The 20,871-nt window shown below is 71.7% G+C and carries 21 protein-coding genes; 12 read left to right on the forward strand and 9 right to left on the reverse strand.

Annotation, left to right across the window (positions count from 1 at the left end):
• Positions 1–11: 11 nt before the first annotated feature.
• The 6 genes from NLX94_RS28785 to NLX94_RS28810 form a co-directional block, all read right to left on the reverse strand.
• Positions 12–1,292 carry an ABC transporter permease gene (locus tag NLX94_RS28785; RefSeq protein ID WP_254386011.1) on the reverse strand — a complete coding sequence of 427 codons (1,281 nt, stop codon included), beginning with the start codon at positions 1,290–1,292 and terminating at the stop codon, positions 12–14.
• Positions 1,289–2,128: an ABC transporter ATP-binding protein gene (locus NLX94_RS28790; protein WP_254386012.1), complete on the reverse strand. Its 840-nt coding sequence runs from the start codon at positions 2,126–2,128 to the stop codon at positions 1,289–1,291. Before NLX94_RS28790 ends, NLX94_RS28785 begins: the two co-directional genes overlap by 4 nt.
• Complete coding sequence (locus NLX94_RS39110) at positions 2,125–3,753, reverse strand: peptidoglycan-binding protein (protein WP_302170574.1); 1,629 nt, start codon at positions 3,751–3,753, stop codon at positions 2,125–2,127. The genes NLX94_RS28790 and NLX94_RS39110 overlap by 4 nt, the downstream gene beginning before the upstream one ends.
• A 464-nt stretch (positions 3,754–4,217) precedes the next feature.
• Positions 4,218–4,649: a cupin domain-containing protein gene (locus NLX94_RS28800; RefSeq protein WP_254386013.1), complete on the reverse strand. Its 432-nt coding sequence runs from the start codon at positions 4,647–4,649 to the stop codon at positions 4,218–4,220.
• 115 nt (positions 4,650–4,764) lie between these two features.
• On the reverse strand, positions 4,765–6,054 hold the full coding sequence (locus tag NLX94_RS28805) for a pyridoxal phosphate-dependent aminotransferase (protein WP_254386014.1): 1,290 nt from the start codon (positions 6,052–6,054) through the stop codon (positions 4,765–4,767).
• Positions 6,055–6,095: 41 nt separating this feature from the next.
• On the reverse strand, positions 6,096–6,269 hold the full coding sequence (locus NLX94_RS28810; RefSeq protein WP_254386015.1) for a hypothetical protein: 174 nt from the start codon (positions 6,267–6,269) through the stop codon (positions 6,096–6,098).
• A gap of 189 nt (positions 6,270–6,458) precedes the next feature.
• Between NLX94_RS28810 and NLX94_RS28815 the strand changes: the two genes are divergently transcribed.
• Complete coding sequence (locus NLX94_RS28815; protein ID WP_254386016.1) at positions 6,459–6,785, forward strand: helix-turn-helix transcriptional regulator; 327 nt, start codon at positions 6,459–6,461, stop codon at positions 6,783–6,785.
• Positions 6,786–6,880: 95 nt separating this feature from the next.
• Here NLX94_RS28815 and NLX94_RS28820 read toward each other — a convergent pair whose 3' ends face one another.
• Positions 6,881–7,945 carry a permease gene (locus NLX94_RS28820; RefSeq protein WP_254386017.1) on the reverse strand — a complete coding sequence of 355 codons (1,065 nt, stop codon included), beginning with the start codon at positions 7,943–7,945 and terminating at the stop codon, positions 6,881–6,883.
• Positions 7,946–8,040: 95 nt separating this feature from the next.
• Here NLX94_RS28820 and NLX94_RS28825 point away from each other — a divergent pair, with 95 nt between their 5' ends.
• From NLX94_RS28825 to NLX94_RS28835, 3 genes are all read left to right on the forward strand, one after another.
• Positions 8,041–8,412 carry a helix-turn-helix transcriptional regulator gene (locus tag NLX94_RS28825; protein WP_254386018.1) on the forward strand — a complete coding sequence of 124 codons (372 nt, stop codon included), beginning with the start codon at positions 8,041–8,043 and terminating at the stop codon, positions 8,410–8,412.
• A gap of 242 nt (positions 8,413–8,654) precedes the next feature.
• Positions 8,655–8,921 (forward strand): hypothetical protein, encoded by a 267-nt coding sequence (locus NLX94_RS28830; protein WP_254386094.1) that lies wholly within the window; start codon positions 8,655–8,657, stop codon positions 8,919–8,921.
• A gap of 83 nt (positions 8,922–9,004) precedes the next feature.
• The gene (locus NLX94_RS28835; RefSeq protein ID WP_254386019.1) at positions 9,005–10,537 is read left to right on the forward strand and encodes a GNAT family N-acetyltransferase; all 1,533 of its coding nucleotides are present in this window, start codon (positions 9,005–9,007) and stop codon (positions 10,535–10,537) included.
• Positions 10,538–10,879: 342 nt separating this feature from the next.
• Here NLX94_RS28835 and NLX94_RS28840 read toward each other — a convergent pair whose 3' ends face one another.
• On the reverse strand, positions 10,880–11,851 hold the full coding sequence (locus NLX94_RS28840) for a helix-turn-helix transcriptional regulator (protein ID WP_302170576.1): 972 nt from the start codon (positions 11,849–11,851) through the stop codon (positions 10,880–10,882).
• Positions 11,852–12,205: 354 nt separating this feature from the next.
• Here NLX94_RS28840 and NLX94_RS28845 point away from each other — a divergent pair, with 354 nt between their 5' ends.
• The 5 genes from NLX94_RS28845 to NLX94_RS28865 are packed head-to-tail and all read left to right on the forward strand — an operon-like array spanning position 12,206 to position 16,665.
• Positions 12,206–12,715: a hypothetical protein gene (locus tag NLX94_RS28845; protein WP_254386021.1), complete on the forward strand. Its 510-nt coding sequence runs from the start codon at positions 12,206–12,208 to the stop codon at positions 12,713–12,715.
• 35 nt (positions 12,716–12,750) lie between these two features.
• Positions 12,751–14,061: a 3-phosphoshikimate 1-carboxyvinyltransferase gene (gene aroA, locus NLX94_RS28850; RefSeq protein ID WP_254386022.1), complete on the forward strand. Its 1,311-nt coding sequence runs from the start codon at positions 12,751–12,753 to the stop codon at positions 14,059–14,061.
• Positions 14,058–15,587, forward strand: a complete 1,530-nt coding sequence (gene gpmI / locus NLX94_RS28855) for a 2,3-bisphosphoglycerate-independent phosphoglycerate mutase (RefSeq protein ID WP_254386023.1) — start codon at positions 14,058–14,060, stop codon at positions 15,585–15,587. Before aroA ends, gpmI begins: the two co-directional genes overlap by 4 nt.
• Positions 15,584–15,961 carry a hypothetical protein gene (locus NLX94_RS28860; protein WP_254386024.1) on the forward strand — a complete coding sequence of 126 codons (378 nt, stop codon included), beginning with the start codon at positions 15,584–15,586 and terminating at the stop codon, positions 15,959–15,961. Before gpmI ends, NLX94_RS28860 begins: the two co-directional genes overlap by 4 nt.
• The gene (locus NLX94_RS28865) at positions 15,958–16,665 is read left to right on the forward strand and encodes a hypothetical protein (protein ID WP_254386025.1); all 708 of its coding nucleotides are present in this window, start codon (positions 15,958–15,960) and stop codon (positions 16,663–16,665) included. The genes NLX94_RS28860 and NLX94_RS28865 overlap by 4 nt, the downstream gene beginning before the upstream one ends.
• 20 nt (positions 16,666–16,685) lie before the next feature.
• On the opposite strand, the gene NLX94_RS28870 is transcribed toward NLX94_RS28865, so the two are convergent.
• Positions 16,686–17,075, reverse strand: a complete 390-nt coding sequence (locus tag NLX94_RS28870; RefSeq protein ID WP_254386026.1) for a metalloregulator ArsR/SmtB family transcription factor — start codon at positions 17,073–17,075, stop codon at positions 16,686–16,688.
• 251 nt (positions 17,076–17,326) lie between these two features.
• Here NLX94_RS28870 and NLX94_RS28875 point away from each other — a divergent pair, with 251 nt between their 5' ends.
• From NLX94_RS28875 to NLX94_RS28885, 3 genes are read left to right on the forward strand one after another with little or no spacing between them, the layout of a single operon-like run.
• Positions 17,327–18,244 carry a phosphate ABC transporter substrate-binding protein gene (locus NLX94_RS28875; protein WP_254386027.1) on the forward strand — a complete coding sequence of 306 codons (918 nt, stop codon included), beginning with the start codon at positions 17,327–17,329 and terminating at the stop codon, positions 18,242–18,244.
• A gap of 2 nt (positions 18,245–18,246) precedes the next feature.
• The gene (pstC, locus tag NLX94_RS28880) at positions 18,247–20,088 is read left to right on the forward strand and encodes a phosphate ABC transporter permease subunit PstC (RefSeq protein WP_254386028.1); all 1,842 of its coding nucleotides are present in this window, start codon (positions 18,247–18,249) and stop codon (positions 20,086–20,088) included.
• On the forward strand, positions 20,076–20,768 hold the full coding sequence (locus NLX94_RS28885) for an ATP-binding cassette domain-containing protein (protein ID WP_254386029.1): 693 nt from the start codon (positions 20,076–20,078) through the stop codon (positions 20,766–20,768). The genes pstC and NLX94_RS28885 overlap by 13 nt, the downstream gene beginning before the upstream one ends.
• The last annotated feature ends 103 nt before the right edge of the window (positions 20,769–20,871 follow it).

The following is a 20,871-nucleotide window of genomic DNA, read 5'->3' on the forward strand; positions in this document are numbered from 1 at the left end:
GCCCCGACTCCTCAGCGCCGCAGCGCCTCGGCCGGCTCGATGCGGGCGGCGCGCCAGGCGGGGTAGAGGCCGGCCAGGACTCCGGTCAGCAGCCCGAGGAGCGGAGCGAGGGCGACGGTGCCGGGGTGGACGACGGGCGTCCAGTCGCGCAGGACGGCGACGCCCACCACGGTGAGGGTGCCGAGGGAGGTGCCGACGAGCCCGCCGAGGGCGCCCAACGCCCCCGATTCGGCGAGGAACTGCGTGGTGATGTGGCGGCCCCGGGCTCCGAGCGCGCGCCGCAGGCCGATCTCCCCGGTGCGTTCCAGGACCGCGACCAGGGTGGTGTTGGCGATGCCGACGGCGCCGATCACCAGGCAGATCCCGGCCAGGATCAGGAAGAGCTGTTCCAGGTCGGAGGTGACCCCGCTGCGCAGCGTCCGCGGGTCGGGCGGCGGTACGGCCTTCAGGTACTCGGGATGGTCGGGCCGCAGCGCGGTGGGGGCGAGCCGGGCGACCTGCTGGGCGGCACCGATGTCGGTGGCGATCAGCATGGTGGTCCCGGTGGACTGGGGCGGGCCCCAGATCTCCTCCGCTGTGGTGCGCGGGACCGTGACCGAGAGGAGGAGGTCCGGCTTGCGCTGCACGTCCTTGATGATCCCGATCACGGCGAAGGGCTCGGAGCCGATGAAGACAGCCGGCCGGGTCTCCAGCGTGGTGATGCCGAGCCGGGCGGCGACGGCCGAGCCGAGGACCGCCACGCGCTGCCGGCTCCCGGAGTGGTAGGCGTCGTAGAGGCGGCCCTGGGCGAGCTCGGGGACGGCGGCCCGCAGGGCACCGGGTGAGGCGGCGACCACTTCGGTGGCGGCGCCACCGCCCGCGGCTCCGCCGACCGGGGCCGAGCGGACGCCGCCGGACGCGGCGTCGAGACGGACCGGGTGGAAGACGCCCGCGTGCTGGACCCCGCCCAGCCGCTCGACGCGCTGGTCGGCATCCGCCGGGAATCCGGGCCCGGCGAAGGCGTTCGCCTGCTGGGCCACGTCCTCGACGGTCACCTCGGTGGCGGTGAGCAGGTTGAAGCGGCTGTCGATCTGGGACGAGGTGGTGGCGGTCAGCCCGAGCACGGCGACGAAGGTGCCGACGCCGAGGACGGTCCCGAGCGCGGTCAGCGCGGAGCGGGCCGGGCGCTGCAGGATCCCGGCGAAGGCCTCCGAGAGGTTGTCGCGGGCCGCGAAGCGGGAGGGCTCCACGCGGCGTGCGGTACGCGGGCGCCTGCCGGGGCGGCCGGTGCGGCTGATCCGGGGCAGGTTCATGCGGGGGCCCGTTCGCGCAGTACGCCGTCGCGGATCGCCACGGTCCGGCCGCCGTGCGCGGCGACTTCCTGGTCGTGGGTGATGACGAGGACCGTCATCCCGTCGGCGTGCAGCTCGTCCAGGAGGGCCAGCACGGTGTCGGCGTTGGCGGAGTCGAGGTTGCCGGTGGGTTCGTCGCACAGCAGCAGCGAGGGCCGGGCGACCAGGGCCCGCGCGACGGCCACCCGCTGGCGCTCCCCGCCCGACAGCCGGGAGGGCAGGGCGGCGAGACGGTGGGCGAGCCCGACCCGGGTGAGTGCCTCGCGGGCGCGGGCGGGACGCTCCTTGCGGGGCACGCCGTTGTAGAGCATGGCGAGGGCGACGTTCTCCAGGGCCGAACGGTGCGGCAGCAGGTGGAAGGACTGGAAGACGAACCCGATGCGCCGGCCGCGCAGGGCGGTCCTGCCGCTGTCGCCGAGCGCGCCGGTGTCGATGCCGTCGAGGAGGTAGCGGCCCGTGGTGGGTGCGTCGAGCAGGCCCGCGATGTTGAGGAAGGTCGACTTGCCGGAGCCCGAGGGGCCGACGACGGTGACGAACTCCCCGCGGCGAATGGTGAGATCACACGGTTTGAAGGCGGCCACCGGCGGCGGCCCGGGGTAAGTGAGGCCGACCTGCCGGAACTCGATGACGGGCGGCACGGCGGGCTCGGTGGCGTCGGCCTCGGCGGCGCCTGCCCCGGCGGTGCCTGTCCGGGTGGTGCCGGCCTCGGCGCTGCCCGCCCCGGTGGTGCCGGCCCCGGCGGCATCGGCCCCGGCGGTACCGGCCCCGGCCTCGGCCCCGGTGGTGCTCCCGGTCATGAACCGCCGCCGGTCTTGCCGGTGTCGGCCTTGCCCCCGGCGCCCTTGCCGCCGCTCCGCTTCTCCGCTGCGCCCGGGTCGACTCCGATGACCACCGAGTCGCCGTCCGCGATCACGCCGTCCCCGGCGGGCCGGATCTCCACGTAGCCGTCGCCGGTCGTGCCGGGCCGGACCTCGACCCGGCGCTGGGCCCCCGTACCGTCCACGACCGTGACGCTGGTGCGGCCGTCGGTTCCGGCGGAGACGGCGGTGACCGGGACGACGAGCGCGTTGCCGTCGGTCGCGGCGGCCTCGACGGTCAGCCGTACGTCCTGACCGGCGAGTTTGGCGTCCAGCGCGGCGAGGGGGCGTACGAGCATCTCGTACCCGCTCGGCCCGGAGGGGGCGGGAGCCTGCTGGCCCGGCCCCTCCCCCGGCCCGCCGCCGTTCGGCGCGGGCGCCGCCGACGCGGTGTCCGCGACCGACAGCACCTCGGCCGCCACGGTGACCCCGCTGACCTCGGAGAGGATCTCGACCTTCTGGCCCGCACGGACCAGGCCCTTCTGGTGTTCGGCGAGCTGCCCGCGTACGACGAGCGCACCCGCGGACAGCGTCATCGCGGCGCCGCTGACCGGGGAGCCGGGGCGGACGCCGACGGAGTCGACGCGGGCGGGGAAGGACTCCAGGAAGACGACCTCGCCCGCCGGGACCATGGGTCCGGCCGCCGCGCGGGCCCCGGCGAGCCGCTCGCGGGCCTTGGCCAGGTCCTCCTGGGCGCGGGCCACGGCCCGGGCGGCCTCCTGGCGGCCGCCCTTGCCGCCGGGCGCGGCGCTCGCACCAGGACCAGTCGCGCTACCCGAACTACCTTCCCTCGCCGCCGCCTTGACGTCCTCCAGGGAGCGTTCGGCCGAAGTCACCGCGTCCTCGGCGTTCGTGACGGCCTCGCCCCCGTCGGCCACCGCGGGCAGCGGGTCGTAGCCGATCGACTTGTAGAACGCGCCCAGCGCGGCCTTGGTCCCGGCCCCGAAGGTGCCCGCCTTGTCGGATCCCGCGCCGTGCCCGAGCCCGGCGAGGGCCTTCTGGAGCTGCTTCACGTCCTCGCCGGTGGCACCCGGCTTCAGGTCCCGGTACACCGGCAGCGCGCCGGGCAGCGCGAAGACAGGGCGTCCGGAGACCTCCAGGAGCACCTTGCCCGCCTCGACGGGGTCCCCCTGGCGCACGGCCACCTTGGTGACCACCGCGGGGCCGGCCCCCTCCCCGCCCGCGACCGCCGGGGTGACCGGGACCGCCTGGGCGGAGGTGACCGTGCCGCGCACGATGAGGGTGTCGCGCAGCACGCGCTTCTCGACCCGCGCCACGAGTACGTCCAGGGGCGGCGGGCCCGCCTCGGCCGCGGCCTGCGCCGGCGACTTGATCACCAGCGAGGCACCGACACCGGCGGCGGAGAGCAGCACGGCCCCCACCGCCACGACCGCCACCCACCTGCGCCGCCGGGCCAACCCGGCTGAGGCGTCTGCACCTTCGACCTCCGGGGCCCGCTCGACCTGCTCGACCTGCTCGACCAGCTCCCGCTGCTCGACCTGCTCCGACTTCTTCGCAGCCAGCACGAGTTCGGCCCCGGGGCGGTCCCGCGCCTCGTCCGTCATCTGGGACCCTGCCCGGCAGCAGCCGTAGACGAATCCGCATCCGCGCAGCCCGACGGCGGGAGAACCGCCGAACACGGCAAGGGGGCAACTACGGATGAAGCCCGTCGAATGGGCACAGCAGACCTCCCGGAACACCCTGCGATCACGGCCACCCTAAACCGCGGAAAGAGCAAGCGACCCGGCCTCAGGACCAGTTGCAATGACGCATGGCCCGTTATCGACTCCAGGGCGTCGGATTCCATCTGCGAGTGCCCGGCCCGGGTCCTCCGACTGCCAGTCGAAGTAAGTCTTGCCGGTGCCGCCGCCGGTGCGGTGACGGGTTCGACGAACGGTTCGGGCTGGGGCCCGGCGGCCGCGGGCAGTGAACCAGATCTTCCGGCTCCTGTACGGCTGACGTCCCCCGGGGAAGGCGTCGCGCGGCGTCCGACGCCGCAGCAGTCACTGAACGCGCGACGCCGCGAGGCTCAGCCGGCCCCGACCGGGAGCAGGCCGACCCGCTCCTCCAGCCAGGACGGAAGATCCAGCAGCCGGACGCCTTCTTGTTCTTCGGGGTCGGTGCGTGCGACCAGGCACACCATGTCCTCGGCTCCGGTGTTGACAGGCATGTGGGGCGTGTCCGCAGGGATGTGGATGTAGTCGCCGGCGCGCAGCAGGGCGTGTTCGGCCAGGTCCTCCCCGTGCCAGACCTCGACCTGCCCGGACTGGATGAAAATGGCCGACTCGTGCCCCTCGTGCAGGTGAGGGCGCCCCCGCGTCCCCGCGGGCATGACCAGCCGGTGCAGACACAACCGCTCCGCGCCCGCGGACTGGGCACTGATCCCCGCCCCGAAGGTGCCGCCCTGGATGCCGTCATAGGTGCCGGTCCGCACGACCGTGCACTGCTTCTGATCTGTCATGCGGGCAGTACACCAGGCAGCCGACGGCGTCAGAGCAGTTCCCGCCACTGGTCCGGCACGGACTGGCAGCCGTGCACGAGCCGGCCGCCGCGTGGGCCTTGATGGACTCGATCCGTCAAGGCGAGGTCTCGCAAACTCCCCGGACCTGCCCCAGGACGCGCTCCGCCGCGGGGTCAAAGTCCTCGACGCATCCCGCAATGCGGGTCAGCGCCTCCTCCAGGCGGTCCGGCGGGACCGTGTAGGAGATGCGGACGTGGTGGGGGGCGGCGAAGTCGGCGCCGGGGACCACTGCGACGTTGGCCTCCGTGAGGAGGAGTTCCGCAAAGTCTGCCGCTGAGGTGATGGTGCGGCCGGCCAGGGTGCGGCCGTAGGTGCCGGAGACGTCGGCGAGGAGGAAGAAGGTGCCGGTGGGGTCTCCGTCGACCTTGATGCCCGGGATGTCCGCCAGGGCCTTGATGGTGGTCAGGCGGCGGTCGTTCAGTTCGTGTCGGCGGCGCTCCAGCTCGGTGGTGAGGTCTGCCGTCAGGGCGCCGAGTGCCGCCTGCTGGGAGATCGAGGACGGGGCCGAGGCCGTGTGGCTCTGGATCGCCGTGATGGCCGCCGCCACGGGAGTGGGAGCCGCGACCCAGCCGATGCGCCAGCCCGTCATGGCGAACGTCTTGGAGACGCCGCCGATGGTGAGGGTGCGTTCGGCGGCTTCCGGGCCGAGTGCCGCGACGGAGACGTGTGCGGTCTCGCCGAAGACCCAGTGGTCGCAGATCTCGTCGCTGATGATCGCCAGGTCGTGGTCGATCGCCACCTGGACGAGTGCGGCCAGTTCGGTCCTGTCGTGGACGACGCCGGAGGGGTTGGCCGGGTTGTTGAGGAGCAGGACCCTCGTGCGGTCGGTGACCGCCGCGCGCAGTTGGTCGGCGGTCACCTTCAGACCGGCGTCGGGGGCGGGCTGGACGGGGACGAGGGTGCCTCCTGCCAGGGCTGCGAGGTGGGGGTAGCTGACCCAGTAGGGGGCCGGGATGAGGATCTCGTCGCCCGGTTCGATCAGGGTGGTGAAGGCGTAGTGGAGGGCTTGCTTGGCGCCGGCCGTGATGACCACCTGGCCGGGCTCGTACGCCGTTCCGTGGCGGTTGACGAAGTCGGCGGCGGCCGCCCGGAGTTCGGGGATGCCTGCGGCCGGGGTGTAGCGGGTGAAGTCGGTGGCGATGGCCTCGAGGGCGGCGTGGGCCGCCGGTTCTACAGTCGGGAAGGCCGGTTCTCCGCTCGTGAGGTTGATGACGTCGACCCCCCGGGCGATCAGCGCCTTCGCCTGGGCGTCCAGGGCGGCGGTCGCGGAGGGCGGTACCTGCGCGGCTCGCCGGGCCAGGCGGATGGGGCCGGTCGCTTCGGGGGTGGACGTCTCAGTGCTCACGAGGTTCCTCGGGGTGGGATTCGGTACGGGTGCGACGGGGTTCAGATGCGTACGCCGTAGGAGGCGACCACGGAGTCCTGGGCGCGGCGGAGTTCGGCCGAGCGGCGCACGGAGTCGCTGACTTCGGCGCAGCCGTCGCAGAAGCGGACGGTGGCGACGAAGGCATCGCTGCGGGCCCGGCGGAACTTGCGGATGGAGCGGCGAATGGACGACATGACATCCTCGATTCATAGATGAGCGTCTATGGGTTGAGGATGGCAGGACTCATAGATGTTCGTCAATGGTTTTGGCGTCGCGTCCCGCCTCCCGGGCAGATCTGGACGCAGGAGGCTTCCATCGGCCAGATTGGGCGCATGATCGAGCCTGCACCCGCCGGGATGTCCACGCCCTGCCGCCCTGAGCCCATGACTGCCGCCGAAGCCGTGGACCTGGCAGCCGCGTTCAAGGCGCTGGCCGATCCGGTGCGGCTGCGGATCGCCAGCATCGTGGCCTGCTGCCCGGCCGGCGAGGTCTGCATGGGCGAGATCGCCGCGTCGTTCTCCGTCTCGGGGCCGACGGTCAGTCACCACCTGAAGAAGCTGCGGGAGGCGGGCGTACTGTCCTCCGAGCGGCGGGCGAACGAGGTGTACTACCAGGTGCGTTCCGACCGCCTGGACGCCCTCATAGGCCAGCTCTCCGCGATGAAGCCGATGGCCGGGGCCGGGCAGGAATCCTGCGCGCTCCCCGCCTGACCCGACGGGGAAACCCCCCGGACATGGCTGCAGCCCGCCCCGGAGCAGGGGGCGGGCCGTTGCCGTCTGTTGCGTTGGCGCTCAGGCCGGGTTGATCAGAGCCACATCGGGGCGGTGTAGCCGAGGACGCACGCACCGGTGAAGAGGATGCCGACGACCAGGGCCACCACGCGCCAGCGGGCGATGAGGAGCATGCCGCTGATGGCGCCGACGCTGGTGCCCGCACCGGTCATCAGGAAGGCGATCGCCGGGCCGGGGCCCATACCGCCCTTCATCAGGGAGGCGATGAGCGGCAGCGAGCCGTCGGAGTTCAGGTAGACCGGGATGCCGATGAGCGCGGCGAGCGGGACGGAGTACCAGTTGCCGCCGCCGAGGTACTCGGTCAGGTAGCGGGTCGGGATCGAGTTGATGATCAGGAAGCCGAGCGTCGCGAAGCCCAGGAAGTAGAGCGCGAGGCGCTTGCTGGTGATCATGAGCTCGTTGCCGAACTCGTCGAGCTTCCAGCGCTTGACCAGGCTGGTCTCGACCGGCGCGGGGGCCGGCGCCGGGGCGATGGGCCGGTTCAGCAGGGCCGTACGGGCCAGGCCGCCGCCACCACCGGATCCGGCCGGGACGCTCACGCCGCCGCCACCGGTCACGTCGTCCTCGGCGCCATCGCTGGTGCAGCAGCTCTCCTCGGCCTTCTTCTCGGCCTCGGTGGAGGTCAGGCGGGCCTGGCCGTCGAGCCAGCCGGTCTTTTCGATGAGCCAGGTGATGGCGCCGGCGAAGAAGCCGAGGACGATCGCGGCCACGAAGAAGGTCACGGCGAAGTCCGGGCCGAACAGACCTATGGAGTAGACGAGTTCCTCCGGGCTGGTCAGCGGCGAGGCGACCATGAAGGTGACGACCGGGGCCCAGGGGACGCTGGAGGCGAGGGCGCCCAGGACGACCGCGGTGGTGCCGCAGGAGCAGAACGGGGTGAGCGTCGCGAGGACCACGGCCCCGATGACCGCCCAGAGCGTCTTGCGGCGCAGCCAGGAGGAGAGCCGCTCCGCGCCGACGTACACCGGGATGGCCGAGGCCACGATCACGCTGATCAGCAGGAAGGGCCAGTTCGCCGCGAGGGTGTGGCCGACGTCCGAGGCTGTCTTGCCCAGGACGTCAAGGACGGTGTCGAACACGGAGAGCTCCAACTCAACTCATAGACGGCTGTCGATGGGTTGAACTCTGTCGGATACATAGATGACTGTCAATGAGTTTGGGGAACAATCCATAGATGGCCGTCGTTGAATCGGGTATGCCTACGCCCATCTCGGAGCTCTGCTGCTCCCCCGTGCTCGCCGGCCCCCTCACCCCCGAGGCCGCCGACGACCTCGCGGCCGCACTGAAGGTCGTCGCGGACTCCACCCGGCTCCGCCTGCTCGGGCTGATCCGCACCCAGCCGGGCGGCGAGGCGTGCACCTGCGACCTCACCGAGCCGCTGGGGCTGACCCAGCCGACGGTCACGCACCACCTCAAGGTGCTCTTCGAAGCGGGCTTCCTGGAGCGGGAGCGCCGCGGACGCCAGACGTACTACCGGATCGCGCCGGGCAGCATGACCGTGCTGTGCCAGGCGCTGGACCCCTCCCCGGAGGTCCTCCCCGCCTGACCCAACTCGTTCCAGCCACGGGCCAGTTGCCTTCGCGCCACGGCGCAGGCGACTGGCCCGTCGGCATGATTTGGCATGAGGGTGCCGCGCGCGCTTCCTGCCAGCAGTGATCCCTTCCACACCCTGGGTGACCTCGGACAGACTCATGACACCGGGAGGGCGACGAGCCCCCCGGAGACCACCGGAACCGGCCAGCAGGCCGCCGGTCACCAAAAAGCCACTGTCATTCCAAGGGGATAGCCATGTCTGTTTCGCGTACCTCGATGAGCCTCGCCGCCGCCGTCCTGGTGTCCGTGATCGGACTTGGTTCCGCCTCCGTACTCAGCTCTTCGGCGATCGGCTCCCTGGCCGGCGCCGGCTGGGACACCGCCCCGAACGGCGCCGGCTGGGACTCCGCCCCCGTCACCCTGGCCGGTGCCGGCTGGGACTCCGCCCCGGTGACGGCGACCGGCGCCGGCTGGGACTCCGCCCCCATCGACCCCTCCACCAACGGCGCCGGCTGGGACTGATCCCCGGCCCGCACCCGTACCCGCACCCCACCCCGTTGACCCGGCCCACACCCCAGAGCCGCCCCCACCCGAGGAGAAGAAAGATGAGCACCACTTGCTGCAGCGCCACCACTGAGGAGCCGGTCCCGGCGCTCGTGGTGCTGGAAGAGCCGGCCACCGGCTGCTGCTCCGCCCCCGAGGCCACCGAAGCCCCCAAGCAGGAGGAGCCCTCCGGCTGCTGCGGCCCGGCCCCCGAGCCGGAGCCCGCCGAGGCCACCGGCTGCTGCGGTCCCGCCGAGCCCGAGCCCGTCTCCTGCTGCGGCTCCACCGAGCAGGAGGACCCGGCCGACGTGCGGACCGGCCTTACGCTCGACGACGCCGTCGCCGCCCTGGGCGGCAGCGTTCCGCAGGCCACCGACCCCGCGCCGTACGTGCTTCCGCACTGGCTCAGGGCCACCGAGGCCAGCCTCGAAGGCTCCAAGCCCTGGTACACCGTGGCCGACCGCGGCGAGGGCGAGCTCGCCTTCCTTCCCGGCTTCCTCTTCGACGCCGACCCGATCGTGGACGTCGACCCGCGCACCTACCTGGGCTGGCAGCCCAAGAACGGTGCGGTCGCCTGCTGCTCGGCCACGTCCTGCTGCGACACCACCAACGACACCGTCGAGGCGCTCGGCACCGAGGCCTTCTTCCCGGCGCTGCTCCTCGGCTCCCCGCTCGGCTACCGCTCCGAGGCCTCCGCCTCGGTCGAGGACCCGCTGCTGGTCGCGGACCTCGTCGACCGCATCGTCCCGGCCGCCGCCGAGGCCGGCGTACGGTCGATCGTCGCACCCTGGCTGCACGACGGCCCGTACAGCGAGGTCCTCGCGCTCGCCCTCCAGGCGTACGGCGGCGACATCGCCTTCCACGGCGAGAACAACCTCCTCGACCTCCAGCACGACAGCTACGACGCCTACCTCGCCTCCCTCCCGGCCCGCAAGCGGCGCCGCGTGAAGGAGGACCGCGACCGCGCGGCGAACTCGGGCACCCGCATCGAGCGCAAGGACCGCGAGGAGCTGCGGCCGCTGGTCGGCCGGATCTCCGAGCTGATCACCCAGAACCGGCAGAAGTACGGCGGCGGCGAGGACGAGGCGCACATCGGCGCGCTGCTCAGCGCGCTCGTCGAGGGCGAGGCGGACGTCCGCGCGTACCTCGCCTACAAGGACGACGAGGTCGCCGCCGTCTCGGTGACCGTCCGCCAGGGCAAGCGCCTGTTCGTGAAGTGGGCCGGCTTCGACTACGAGGCGCTCGGCGAGCGCAGCGGTATCTACTTCGAGATCGTCCTGGACCGTCCGCTGCGCGACGCGTACGCCGAAGGCGTCACCTCCATCGAGGCCGGTCCGGGCGCCGACGAGGCCAAGCGGCTGCGCGGCTTCAAGCCCCGCCAGATCCGCTCGGCGATCCTGGTCACCGACGCGGCCCTGCGTCCCGAGGTCGCCAAGCTGCACGCCGTCTTCGGTGCGGCCCGCCGCGAGGCGCTCGGCGCGACCACGGAGGACGAGCCGACCACGGCGATCGGCCGCCTGAAGGCCAAGCTGCTCGGCGGCTCCGCCTACGAGCCGATCCAGCCCCTCCAGCCGGAGGGCGGCTGCTGCGGCTGACCTTCATCCACATATCCACACCCCCTGAGCAGGCCCGGTGCGCGATGCGCGCGCCGGGCCTGCCGGCTGTGCGGGCCCTGAGGCATCGCAGCTCACCGAATCCGGCCCGCCGGGACCTTCGCACTGCCAGGGCTGACAGTCCGAGGGGGCGAGCTCTGGGGGGCGCGGTGGAGCGAAGCAGAGGGTTCGAGTGGTGGATGACCAAGGGCACGGCCCGCAGCAACTGGCCCCGGCTGCACCGCCGGATCGCATCCCGAAGCACCTGGGGCTGATCCACCCGCGGCTCCGCACGACCGGCCCGGACCTGCTGATGTCGCACCTGGGGCCGTAGGCGGCGCGGGCTCAGTCCGTCCAGCCGGCCTTCGACGCAAGGACGCCGGCCTCGAAGCGGCTGCGGGCGCCGAGGCGGGCCATCATCTCCGACATCATGCGGCGGGCGGTGCGCAGGCCGATGCCCAGCTTCTTGGCGGCGATCTCGTCGGTGGCGCCCTGCGTGAGCTGGCGCAGCAGTTCGCGCTCCTGCGCGGTCAGGCCTGCCTCATCGCGGTCCCGAGTGCTGCCGATGGGGGCGGCGGCGGCCCAGACCTGCTCGAAGAGCGAGGCCAGCGCAGTCAGCACGCCGGGGCCGGTCAGCTGGACCGCACCCTTCTTGGTGTTGCTCGGGTCCACCGGCAGCAGGGCCACCTCGCGGTCGAAGAGGACCATGCGCAGCGGCAGCGCCGGCACGGTGCGGACCTCGCCGCCGTTGCCGTGGAGCCACTGGGCGTACTCGATCGTGGGGGTGTCGTTGCGGACGCTGTCCAGATAGACGGTCAGCACCCGCACTCCGCGCCGCATCAGGTCCTCGTCCAGCGGCCGGCTGGCGTCCAGGCTGGCCACGGACTGCGCACCGCCGGGCATGAAGGACAGGCACTCGCTCGTGGAGCGGTGGGCGAGTTCTTCGAGGCGGGCCTGGATGGCGTCGATGCCCTGGAGGTACTCGACACCGTGCCGCTCACCGGTTCGCAGCTCCGAGTACTCGCCCAGGAGCTTGCTGATGGCTACCTGGCTTTCGGCGAACTGCTGCTGCTGCGCCAGCAGATTGGCCTGCTGGCGTTGGAGCAGCAACTGGAAGCCGAGGTCCGGGCTGACGGGTCTGAGTCCGCCGGGTGCCTGGATGGAGCGTCTCAGCAGGTTCAGTTCGGCCAGCCGGTCCAGGGCGCCGCGTACGGCCTCCTCCGGGCAGCTCAAGTGGACTGCGATTTCCGCAACTCCCCAGTCCTGCTGGGTCAGCATCAGTCGGTAGATCGACTCTGCTTCGGTATCCAGTCCCAAACTTGCCAGCACAGCGACCCCCCGCTTGACGTCTCATATGTCGAGACAATTCCTCAACTCCATCGGCGGAGGCCGATCTTGACAGGTCAGGGATCTGGCCGACAAGAGACGTCCGCAGGATGAGCACCCTTGCGCGCACCGCCAGAGGCGCCGACGGCCGATATCCGGGCCGCTTTCAGGCAGGTGCCTGCCGGTCGCACTTCATGCCAGCGGGTAAGCCTTCCGCCCCCTCGGAATGCTCAGCAAACTGGTGATCACAGGGCAGCGGAAGTCCCGAGAAACGGAATCCGCAGCGCGTCGAGAACGCCCCCTGCCCCAAGCCGATCCATCACCCCCCACACACGGAGGACAGCCATGCCCGCTGCGCGAAAAGCCCTGCGCCTGATGAACAGAGCGGCCGCGGTCATGCTGGGCTTCTCCCCCGCCGGCGGACACGGCTGCGGCCCCAAGTGCCGCCACACGGAGCTCTACAGCGCCGTCACCCAGGCCGAGGCCGACCAGCACGTGTGGTCCGTACCAGGACTTACCGCCCGACCGGGAGGGCCCATGTTCATGGCCACCGCCACGCTCGTCGCGGCCCGCGAGAACGAGGCCGCGAAGCTGGAATCGGCCGTGGTCACGGACATCGTCTGGGCCGCGGCAGTGCCGGCGGACGACCTCGAACACGTCCACGCGAAGACGACTTCCGGACGCATCGAGCTGACGTTCTTCCACCGCACCAGCACCCTCGACGGCGCATTGTCCGCAGCGGCCGAGATTTGCCGCCGCGCACTGAATTCCAGCCCCACCTTGGCGCAATGGCGAATTGCCGTCACCCCCCAACTTCCCGACGCCATGCCCGGCTCGGGCGCCGTACTCGCGTGACCCAGATCACACCCCAGCATCAGGAGTCCCACCCCATGAGCGCTCTCAACGACCCCCGCCTGAAGGCCGAACAGCTCGCCGTCGAGACCATCGACTCGATCGACCACGAGGTACGGGTCCTCGGATCGAAGAGCTACACCAACCGCCAGATCGCCATCGCGGCCCTGGCTGCCCTCGACGGCAAGACCGGCGTGATCGACGGCGCCCTCGTCTCCGACGACACCATCTACTTCGCCAACGCCGTCGCCTCCTTCGGGCACGTCAGCGTCGAGATCGACCACGACAACTACCGCTTCACCCTCACGCCCACCGGCAAGCCGATGGTGGCCCCCGAGGACGACATCTTCGTCGGCGGCGCGGGCACCCCGCTGCGCTTCCTGATCTCGATGGCGGGCCTCGCCGAGGGCATCACCACCGTCACCGGCAACACCCGTATGCAGGAGCGCCCCTTCGGCGACCTGCTCGCGGCCCTTCCGGCCCTCGGCGTCGAGGCGGTCGCGGTGCGCGGCAACGGCTCCCCGCCGATCCAGGTCACCGGCGGCAACTTCGTCGGCGGCAAGACCAAGATCTCCGGCGCCATTTCCTCGCAGTACACCTCCTCGATCCTGATCAGCTCGGTCCTCGCCCAGCAGGACACCGAGATCGAGATCGTCGACGAGCTGGTCTCCAAGCCGTACGTCGAGATGACGCTGGCCACCCTCGCCGAGCACGGCATCACCGTCGAGCGCGACGGCTACCGCAGCTTCAAGGTCCCGGCCGGCCAGTCCTTCAAGGGCGGCCACGCCGTCGTCGAGCCCGACGCCTCCGGCCTGTCGTACTTCATCGCCGCCGCCGCGATCCTCGGCGGCCGGGTCACCATCCCCGGCATCGGCTCCACCTCCCACCAGGGCGATGTCGGTCTCGCCGAGGTCCTGGGCCGGATGGGCGCCCACGTGGAGATCACGGAGAACTCCATCACCGTCAAGGGCGGCGAACTGCACGGCATCGAGGTCGACATGGACGCCATGCCCGACGTCGTCCCGTCCCTCGCGGCGGTCGCTGCCTTCGCCCAGGGCAAGACCCACATCACCAACATCGCCAGCCTGCGCGTCAAGGAGTGCGACCGGATCGCGGCCGTCACCACCGAGCTCCGCAAGATGGGCATCACCGTCGACGAGTACGACGACGCCATGACCATCCACGGCGGCACCCCGCACGGCGCGGTCATCGACACCTACGACGACCACCGCATCGCCATGACCTTCGCGATCATCGGCCTGCGCACCCCCGGCGTCGTCATCAACGACCCCGGCTGCGTCGCCAAGTCCTTCCCGGCCTTCTGGAACACCCTGGACACCCTGCGATGAGCACCGGCACTGCCACCAACGGGATCCTGCTCGTCCTCGACGGCTGGGGCCACGCCGCCCCCGGACCCGGCAACGCGCTCACGAACGCCCACACCCCCGTCCTCGACGCCATCGCCGCCAAGCACCCCTCCACCGTCGTGGAAGCCTCCGGCGAGCACGTCGGCCTCCTGCCCGGCACCGTCGGGAACTCCGAGATCGGCCACATGGTCATCGGCGCCGGCCGTCCGCTCGACTACGACAGCGTCCTGGTCCAGCGGCAGATCGACAACGGCGAACTGGGCGACAACCCGCGCCTGACCGAAGCCCTCGACCGGCTGGCGTCCACCGGCGGAGCCCTCCACCTGGTCGGCCAGGTCTCCGACGGGATGATCCACTCCCACGTCGACCACCTCCACGCGCTCCTGACCATCGCGGCGTCCCGCGGTGTGCAGCGCGTCTGGGTGCACGCCATCACCGACGGCCGCGACGTCGCCGACCGCACCGCCGGTCACTACCTGGCCCGCGTCGAGGAGTTCTTCGCCACGACGGGCATCGGGGCCCTGGCCACCGTCTCCGGCCGCGGCTACGGCCTCGACAAGAGCGGTGACCTGGAGCTGACCGCCAAGGTCAGCGCGGCCGTCGCCGACGGCAAGGGCGCCACTGCCCGCGACTACGGGCAGGTGCTGGCCGGCGCCGAGAACGGGGACGTGTGGATCACTCCCACCGTCCTCACCGACGCCGACGGCGAGCCGCTCGCCACCGTCCGCGACGGGGACACCGTCCTGTTCACCAACTTCCGCAGCGACCGCATCCAGCAGCTCGCCGACGACCTGGTCCAGATCCTGACCGACGCGGACGTCGCCGTGCTGTCCCTGACCCAGTACGACACCCGGGCGGACATCCCCGCCCTCGTCGGACGGGCGGACGCCTCCGGCGGCCTGGCCGACGTACTCGAATCGCACGGGCTGCGCTCCGTACGCATCGCGGAGCAGGAGAAGTTCGAGCACGTCACCTACTACGTCAACGGCCGCGACGACCGCGTCCGCGAGGTCGAGGAGCACGTCCGCATCACCGCGGACACCGCCCCCGACTACATCTCCCGGCCCGAGATGAACCTCGCCCGGGTCACCGAGGCCATCACCGCCGCCGCCCGGCGTGACGACGTGGCCCTGGTCATCGCCAACCTCGCCAACATCGACGTCGTCGGGCACACCGGCGACCACGACGCCACCGTCAAGGCCGCCGAGCACACCGACCGCGAGGTCGCGACGATCCTGACCGCCGCCGCGGCCACCGGGCGCTGGGTGCTGCTCGTCGGCGACCACGGCAACGCCGAGCGCATGTCCAAGCCCGGCCCCGACGGCGCCCCGCTCCCGTACGGCGGCCACACGACCAATCCCGTACCGGCGGTCGTCGTCCCCGCGCCCGGACACATCACCGGCGAGCGCCTCGCCGACGGCGGCAGCCTCGCCGACATCGCACCCACCGTCCTCCACCTGCTGGGCCGCCCGAACGGCCCCGCCATGACCGGCCGGAGTCTGCTGTGACCACAACCGCGATCAGCCCCCTCGCCCCCTCGATCCCGGACGGGTCCGTCTTCGCCCCCGCCTTCGCAGCCGACGCGGCCGTACGCGCCGTGGACGCGGGCAGCCCCGCCCTGGAGGCGTACGTCGCGAGCGACCCTCAGGGCCGGGTGCACGTCCTGACCGTCCGCAACGGCACCGACCAGGACCAGGAGCTGTTCCCCGAAGGACTGCTCCCGGCCGGCGACGACCCGCTGTTCTTCCTCGGCGGAGCCTCCACCACCGACGAGCACGACGGCCGGCTCGTCGCCCGCCTCGCCCCCCACGGGCACGTCCGGCTCGGGCGGATCACGCACGACGGCAAGCCCAACCACACGACACAGGAGCAGCCCGCATGACCACCGCCACCGGCTCCCGACCGCGCATCGCGCTGATCGGCGACCACGGCAAGTCCCCCGCCCACGCCCGGCTCGACACCTTCCGCGCCGAACTGGCCGTGGACACCGAGTGGGTGCCCAGCGAGACCATCACCGGGCCCGAGTCCCTGGAGGGCTTCCACGGGATCTGGGTCGTGCCCGGGTCCCCGTACGAGAACAAGGACGGCGTGCTGTCCGCCGTCCGGCACGCCCGCGAGAACGGCATCCCCTACCTGGGAACCTGCGGGGGCTTCCAGCACGCGCTGATCGAGTACGCCCGTACCGTCGTCGGCCTCACGGACGCGGACGACGTGCAGTACGACCCCGAGGCACCGACCCCGCTGATCGTGCCGCTCACCTGCTGCCTGGCGGGCGAGCAGGCCCCGCTCCTGCTCACGGCCGGCAGCCGGCTCGCCGCCGTCTACGACGACGCCGAGCTGACCACCGAGACGTACCACTGCAAGTACGGCCTGAACTCCGACTTCGTCGAGCGCCTGGCCGACGCGGGCGTGCTGTTCAGCGGCTGGGACACCGAAGGCGCACCGCGGGCAGCCGAGGTCCCCGGCCACCCGTTCTTCATCGGCACGCTGTTCCAGCCGGAGCTGGTCTCCGGCCCCGGCAACGTCCACCCGCTGATCAAGGCGTTCGCGGCCGAAGTGGCCGCCCGTGCGGTCGTCGCGGCCTGACGTCCGGGGCTGCTGCTGCGCTAAGCCTGCTGCTCCGCGTCGCCCCAGATGAGGGCGTTGAGCACGTCGCGCCGGTCGGGCGCGACCGCGTACCAGGCCCAGGTCCCGCGCTTCCGGCGCGTGACCAGGCCGGCGTCCGAGAGGACCTTCATGTGCTGACTGACCGTCGACTGGGCCAGGCCCAGGAGCGGCGTCAGGTCACAGACGCACGCCTCGCCGTCCGGGGCCGCCAGCAGGACGCTGAGGATCTGCAGGCGCGTCGGATCGGACAGGCCCTTCAGGGTCCGCGCGAGGACCTCCGCCCGCTCCCGGGGCAGCGGATCCACTTCGAGGGGCGGCCCGCAGGTCGGGTCCTCTTCGATGAAGGCCAGGAGCCGAGGGGGCTGCCCGGTCACCTGTTCTACGGACATACAGGTCAGCCTACGTCCAAGGGCTGAACGCCCAAGTCGAAGATCGTTCTGTTCACTCATTGTTGGCCGGTAATTAAGCCGGATCCCGACCACCCTCCGGCCCCCTCCCGGCAGGTGGGTGCCGCACGCGGTTCATGCCATACGGAACCTCTTCTCCGGCACCCTCCCACCGACCAGACTCCCGATCACCAGGGTGGCCCGACCTCCACCCGCCGGTAATCCACCCATCGTTCACCAGCAAAGGCACCGCCATGTCTGCCATCACCACCACGCCCGACCACACTCCGTCGCTCCTCACCAGAAAGCAGAAGCAGGCCGGTTTCGCCTCGTCCGCGGCCCTGCTCCTCGCCACCGTGCTCACGGGCTGCGCGGGTTCCGCCCAGGCCGATTCCTCCGCGCTGCAGGCCAGCGGATCCACGACCGTCGCCCCGGTCGCCTCTGACGCCGCCGAGGCCCTCAAGGGCCGCGGCCTGAAGATCACGGTGGCCACCCAGGGTGGTTCGGCCGGCGGCATCTCCCAGCTCGGCGCCAAACAGATCCAGGTGGCGCTGAGCTCCAAGCCCCTGTCCGACGAGGACAAGAAGTCCCACCCCAACACCGACTTCGTCACGACGCAGATCGGCGCCGACGCGGTCGGCATCATCATCACCAAGGAGGTCTCCGACGGAGGCGTCAAGAGCCTCACCAAGGAGCAGGTGAAGGGCCTCTTCGAGGGGACGATCACCAACTGGAAGGAGGTCGGCGGCCCGGACCTGAACGTCTTCGTCTACGACAAGGAGCCCGGTCGCGGTACCCGCGAGGTGCTCGACAAGTTCGTCTACGGCAAGGGGAAGCCCCCGCTGCCGCCGCAGTCCGCCAACTACGCCGTCGTCGGCGGCAACCTGGAGACCCGCAACAAGCTGGAGTCCACCCGCGGCGCCATCGCGCCCCTGTCGACCGGCTTCATCGAGGGCCGTGACGGTCTGGTGGCCGTGCCCCTGGACGGCGTCGCCCCCACCCTCGAAAACGTCGCGTCCTCCAAGTACCCGATGACCCGGCCGCTGTTCATGATCACTGACGGGCAGCCGAAGGGCGCCGTCAAGGAGTACATCGACTACCTGCTCTCGGCCGAGGGCCAGAAGCTCCTTCCGGTGCACGGCTACCTGACCCGTCAGCAGATGGGTCTCTGACCGTGAGCGTCACTCTGGAGCGCCCGGCCGAGGTCCAGGCGCCCGGACCCACAGCGTCGCGGCCGCCCGCCCAGGGCGGCCGCCCGCGGCGGGCGAGATGGGTGTGGGGATGGGTGTACACCGGGATGTTCTCGGTGGTCCTCGTCATGGCCGTGCTCGTCGGGTATCTCGCCATCGGCATCGCGAGCGGTGACGTCGACTGGCTCAACCTGGTCTCCGACCCGTCCTGGAGCCCGGTCAACGGGGCCTTCGGCGCCCTGTCCATGATCTACGGCTCGGCCGTCGTGTGCGTCCTGGCCCTGCTGCTGGCCGTGCCGGTCGGCTGGTCCGCGGCCATCGCCCTGTCGGAGTACCTGCCGCCGCGCTTCGCCCGGCCCCTGCGGCTGAGCGTGGAGCTGCTGGCGGCGGTCCCCTCCATCGTCTACGGCCTCATCGGCATCATGGTGATCCGGCCGTTCGTCTCGATGCTGGGCGGAGTACCGGGCGGCGACAGCCTGCTCGCCGCCGGCATCGTCCTCGCCGTGATGATCATGCCGACCATCGTGGCCGTCAGCGTGGACGCCCTGTCGGCCGTCCCGGCCCGCTACCGGGAGGCCGCGTACTCCCTCGGCCTGACCCGCCGCGAGGTCGTGCGCGCTGCCGTACTGCCGCAGGCCCGGGCGGGCATGCGCGCCGGCGTCCTGCTCGGCCTGGCCCGGGGACTCGGCGAGGCCATCGCGGTCTTCATGGTCATCGGCCGCGCCGACGGAAGGCTCCCGGCGTCCCCCGGAGACTTCTTCGACTCCCTGGTCCGCCCCGGCCAGACCCTGACCACCAAGCTGGCCGGCCCGGAACCGATGCTCGCCGGTACGTCCGGCCCCTACTTCGCGGCGCTGTGCGCCCTGGGCGTCATCCTGCTCCTCCTGGTGGCCGCAGCGACCGTCTGGGGCACCCGGAAGTCCTCGAACCGTCCCGCCAAGCGCGGCCTGCGCGGCCACAAGGCCGCCACCCGCCTGCGCATTCCGCGCGACCGGTTCACGACCCTGCTGCGGATGGGCGCCCTGGCGCTGCCTGGAGCCCTCCTCCTGGGCATGCTCGCCATCCTCCTGACCCGGGGCAGCTCCGCACTCAGCCCGGCCTTCTGGTTCTCCCCGTCCACGGGCGCCGCCGGCGGCGGAGTGCGCGACCAGATCCTCGGCACGCTCCTGCTCCTGGGGACCACCGCCCTGATCGCCCTGCCCCTCGGCTACGCGGCAGGCGTCCTGCTCGGCACCCGGGCGACCGGGAAGACCACACGTGTACTGGAAACCCTCACGGTCGCCATCGGCGGAACTCCCACCATCCTGCTGGGCCTTGCCGGCTACGTCCTGTTCTGCTCCGCCATGGGCTGGGGCCGGTCCTGGCTGGCAGGAGCCATCGTCCTGGTGCCCGTGGTCGTACCGGTCGTCGCCCTCACCACGGCAGGGCGCATCCGGAGCATGCCGCCCGAGATCACCGAGAGCGCCCTGGCCCTCGGCCTGACCCGCGCCCAGTACATCCGCTCCGTGGTCATCCCGTACACCTGGCCGGCCACGCTCACCGGTCTGCTGCTCGGCCTGGCCCGCGCGGCCGGCGAGACGGCACCGCTGATCTTCACCGCCACGGTGTTCTTCGGAGCGCCCGCCGTACCGGCGGGGATCGTCAACTCCCCGGTGCAGGCGCTGCCGACGCACATCTTCACCCTGTCCCAGGACTCGGGTGCCCCGGAGGCGATCACCCAGGCGTGGGGCAGCGCCCTGGTCCTGGTGCTGATCACCGCAGCACTTCTCAGCCTGGCGGTGGCCCTGCGCAACCGCTTCGAAGGAGCACGACGATGGACCACGTGATATCCGTCCGCGACCTGCGGGTCCTCGACGGCAAGAAGACCCTGGTCGGCCCCGTCACCTTCGACCTGACCCAGGGCTCCACCACGGGCCTGTGCGGCCCCTCCGGCGCCGGCAAGTCGACGGTGCTGCGCGCCCTGGTCGACCTGCTGCCCCACGGCCTCACCCGCGAGGGCCACTTGGAGGTTCTGGGACGCTCCTTCCGCCACCGCAAGGGCGACTCCGGCCTGCGGAGCACGGTCGTCCTGGTGCCGCAGACGCCCGTGGTCTTCGGCGGGAGCATCCTGGACAACGCCCTCTTCGGGCTACGGCACTTGGTACGCGCTTCCCGCTCCGACCTGCACGACCGGGTGGAGCAGGCCCTGAAGGAAGCGGGGCTGTGGAACGAGGTCTGCAACCGGCTCGACTCGCCCGCCCAGTCACTCTCCAACGGGCAGCGCCAGCGCCTGTGCCTGGCCCGCGCCCTGGCCCTGGAACCGGCGGCCCTCCTGCTCGACGAGCCCACCAGCGCGCTCGACGAGCGGAGCCGGGACACGGTCGAGGAGTCGGTGGCCGCCCTGCGCGGCAACCGCACGGTCCTGCTCGTCTCGCACGATCCGGCGCAGGTGGAGCGGCTCTGCGACCGCACGGTCCGGCTGGAGCTGCCGGAAACCCTGACGTGCTCGCCGGCGGCAGCCGCCTGAGCACAGCGCACACCGCACAACGCATGCAAGCAATGAGAACCGGGCCCGGTCCGTCGTGTCGACATCACGACGGGCCGGGCCCGGAGTGCGTGACCGGGGCGAC

This window comes from Streptomyces sp. TBY4, assembly GCF_024213195.1.
Taxonomy (GTDB): Bacteria; Actinomycetota; Actinomycetes; order Streptomycetales; family Streptomycetaceae; genus Streptomyces.

Bases quoted from the DNA above. Each gene is read 5' to 3' on its own strand.
- NLX94_RS28785 (WP_254386011.1), bottom strand. From the start codon at position 1,292: ATGAACCTGCCCCGGATCAGCCGCACCGGCCGCCCCGGCAGGCGCCCG.
- NLX94_RS28790 (WP_254386012.1), bottom strand. From the start codon at position 2,128: ATGACCGGGAGCACCACCGGGGCCGAGGCCGGGGCCGGTACCGCCGGG.
- NLX94_RS39110 (WP_302170574.1), bottom strand. From the start codon at position 3,753: ATGACGGACGAGGCGCGGGACCGCCCCGGGGCCGAACTCGTGCTGGCT.
- NLX94_RS28800 (WP_254386013.1), bottom strand. From the start codon at position 4,649: ATGACAGATCAGAAGCAGTGCACGGTCGTGCGGACCGGCACCTATGAC.
- NLX94_RS28810 (WP_254386015.1), bottom strand. From the start codon at position 6,269: ATGTCGTCCATTCGCCGCTCCATCCGCAAGTTCCGCCGGGCCCGCAGC.
- NLX94_RS28815 (WP_254386016.1), top strand. From the start codon at position 6,459: ATGACTGCCGCCGAAGCCGTGGACCTGGCAGCCGCGTTCAAGGCGCTG.
- NLX94_RS28825 (WP_254386018.1), top strand. From the start codon at position 8,041: ATGGCCGTCGTTGAATCGGGTATGCCTACGCCCATCTCGGAGCTCTGC.
- NLX94_RS28830 (WP_254386094.1), top strand. From the start codon at position 8,655: ATGTCTGTTTCGCGTACCTCGATGAGCCTCGCCGCCGCCGTCCTGGTG.
- NLX94_RS28835 (WP_254386019.1), top strand. From the start codon at position 9,005: ATGAGCACCACTTGCTGCAGCGCCACCACTGAGGAGCCGGTCCCGGCG.
- NLX94_RS28845 (WP_254386021.1), top strand. From the start codon at position 12,206: ATGCCCGCTGCGCGAAAAGCCCTGCGCCTGATGAACAGAGCGGCCGCG.
- aroA (WP_254386022.1), top strand. From the start codon at position 12,751: ATGAGCGCTCTCAACGACCCCCGCCTGAAGGCCGAACAGCTCGCCGTC.
- gpmI (WP_254386023.1), top strand. From the start codon at position 14,058: ATGAGCACCGGCACTGCCACCAACGGGATCCTGCTCGTCCTCGACGGC.
- NLX94_RS28865 (WP_254386025.1), top strand. From the start codon at position 15,958: ATGACCACCGCCACCGGCTCCCGACCGCGCATCGCGCTGATCGGCGAC.
- NLX94_RS28870 (WP_254386026.1), bottom strand. From the start codon at position 17,075: ATGTCCGTAGAACAGGTGACCGGGCAGCCCCCTCGGCTCCTGGCCTTC.
- NLX94_RS28875 (WP_254386027.1), top strand. From the start codon at position 17,327: ATGTCTGCCATCACCACCACGCCCGACCACACTCCGTCGCTCCTCACC.
- NLX94_RS28885 (WP_254386029.1), top strand. From the start codon at position 20,076: ATGGACCACGTGATATCCGTCCGCGACCTGCGGGTCCTCGACGGCAAG.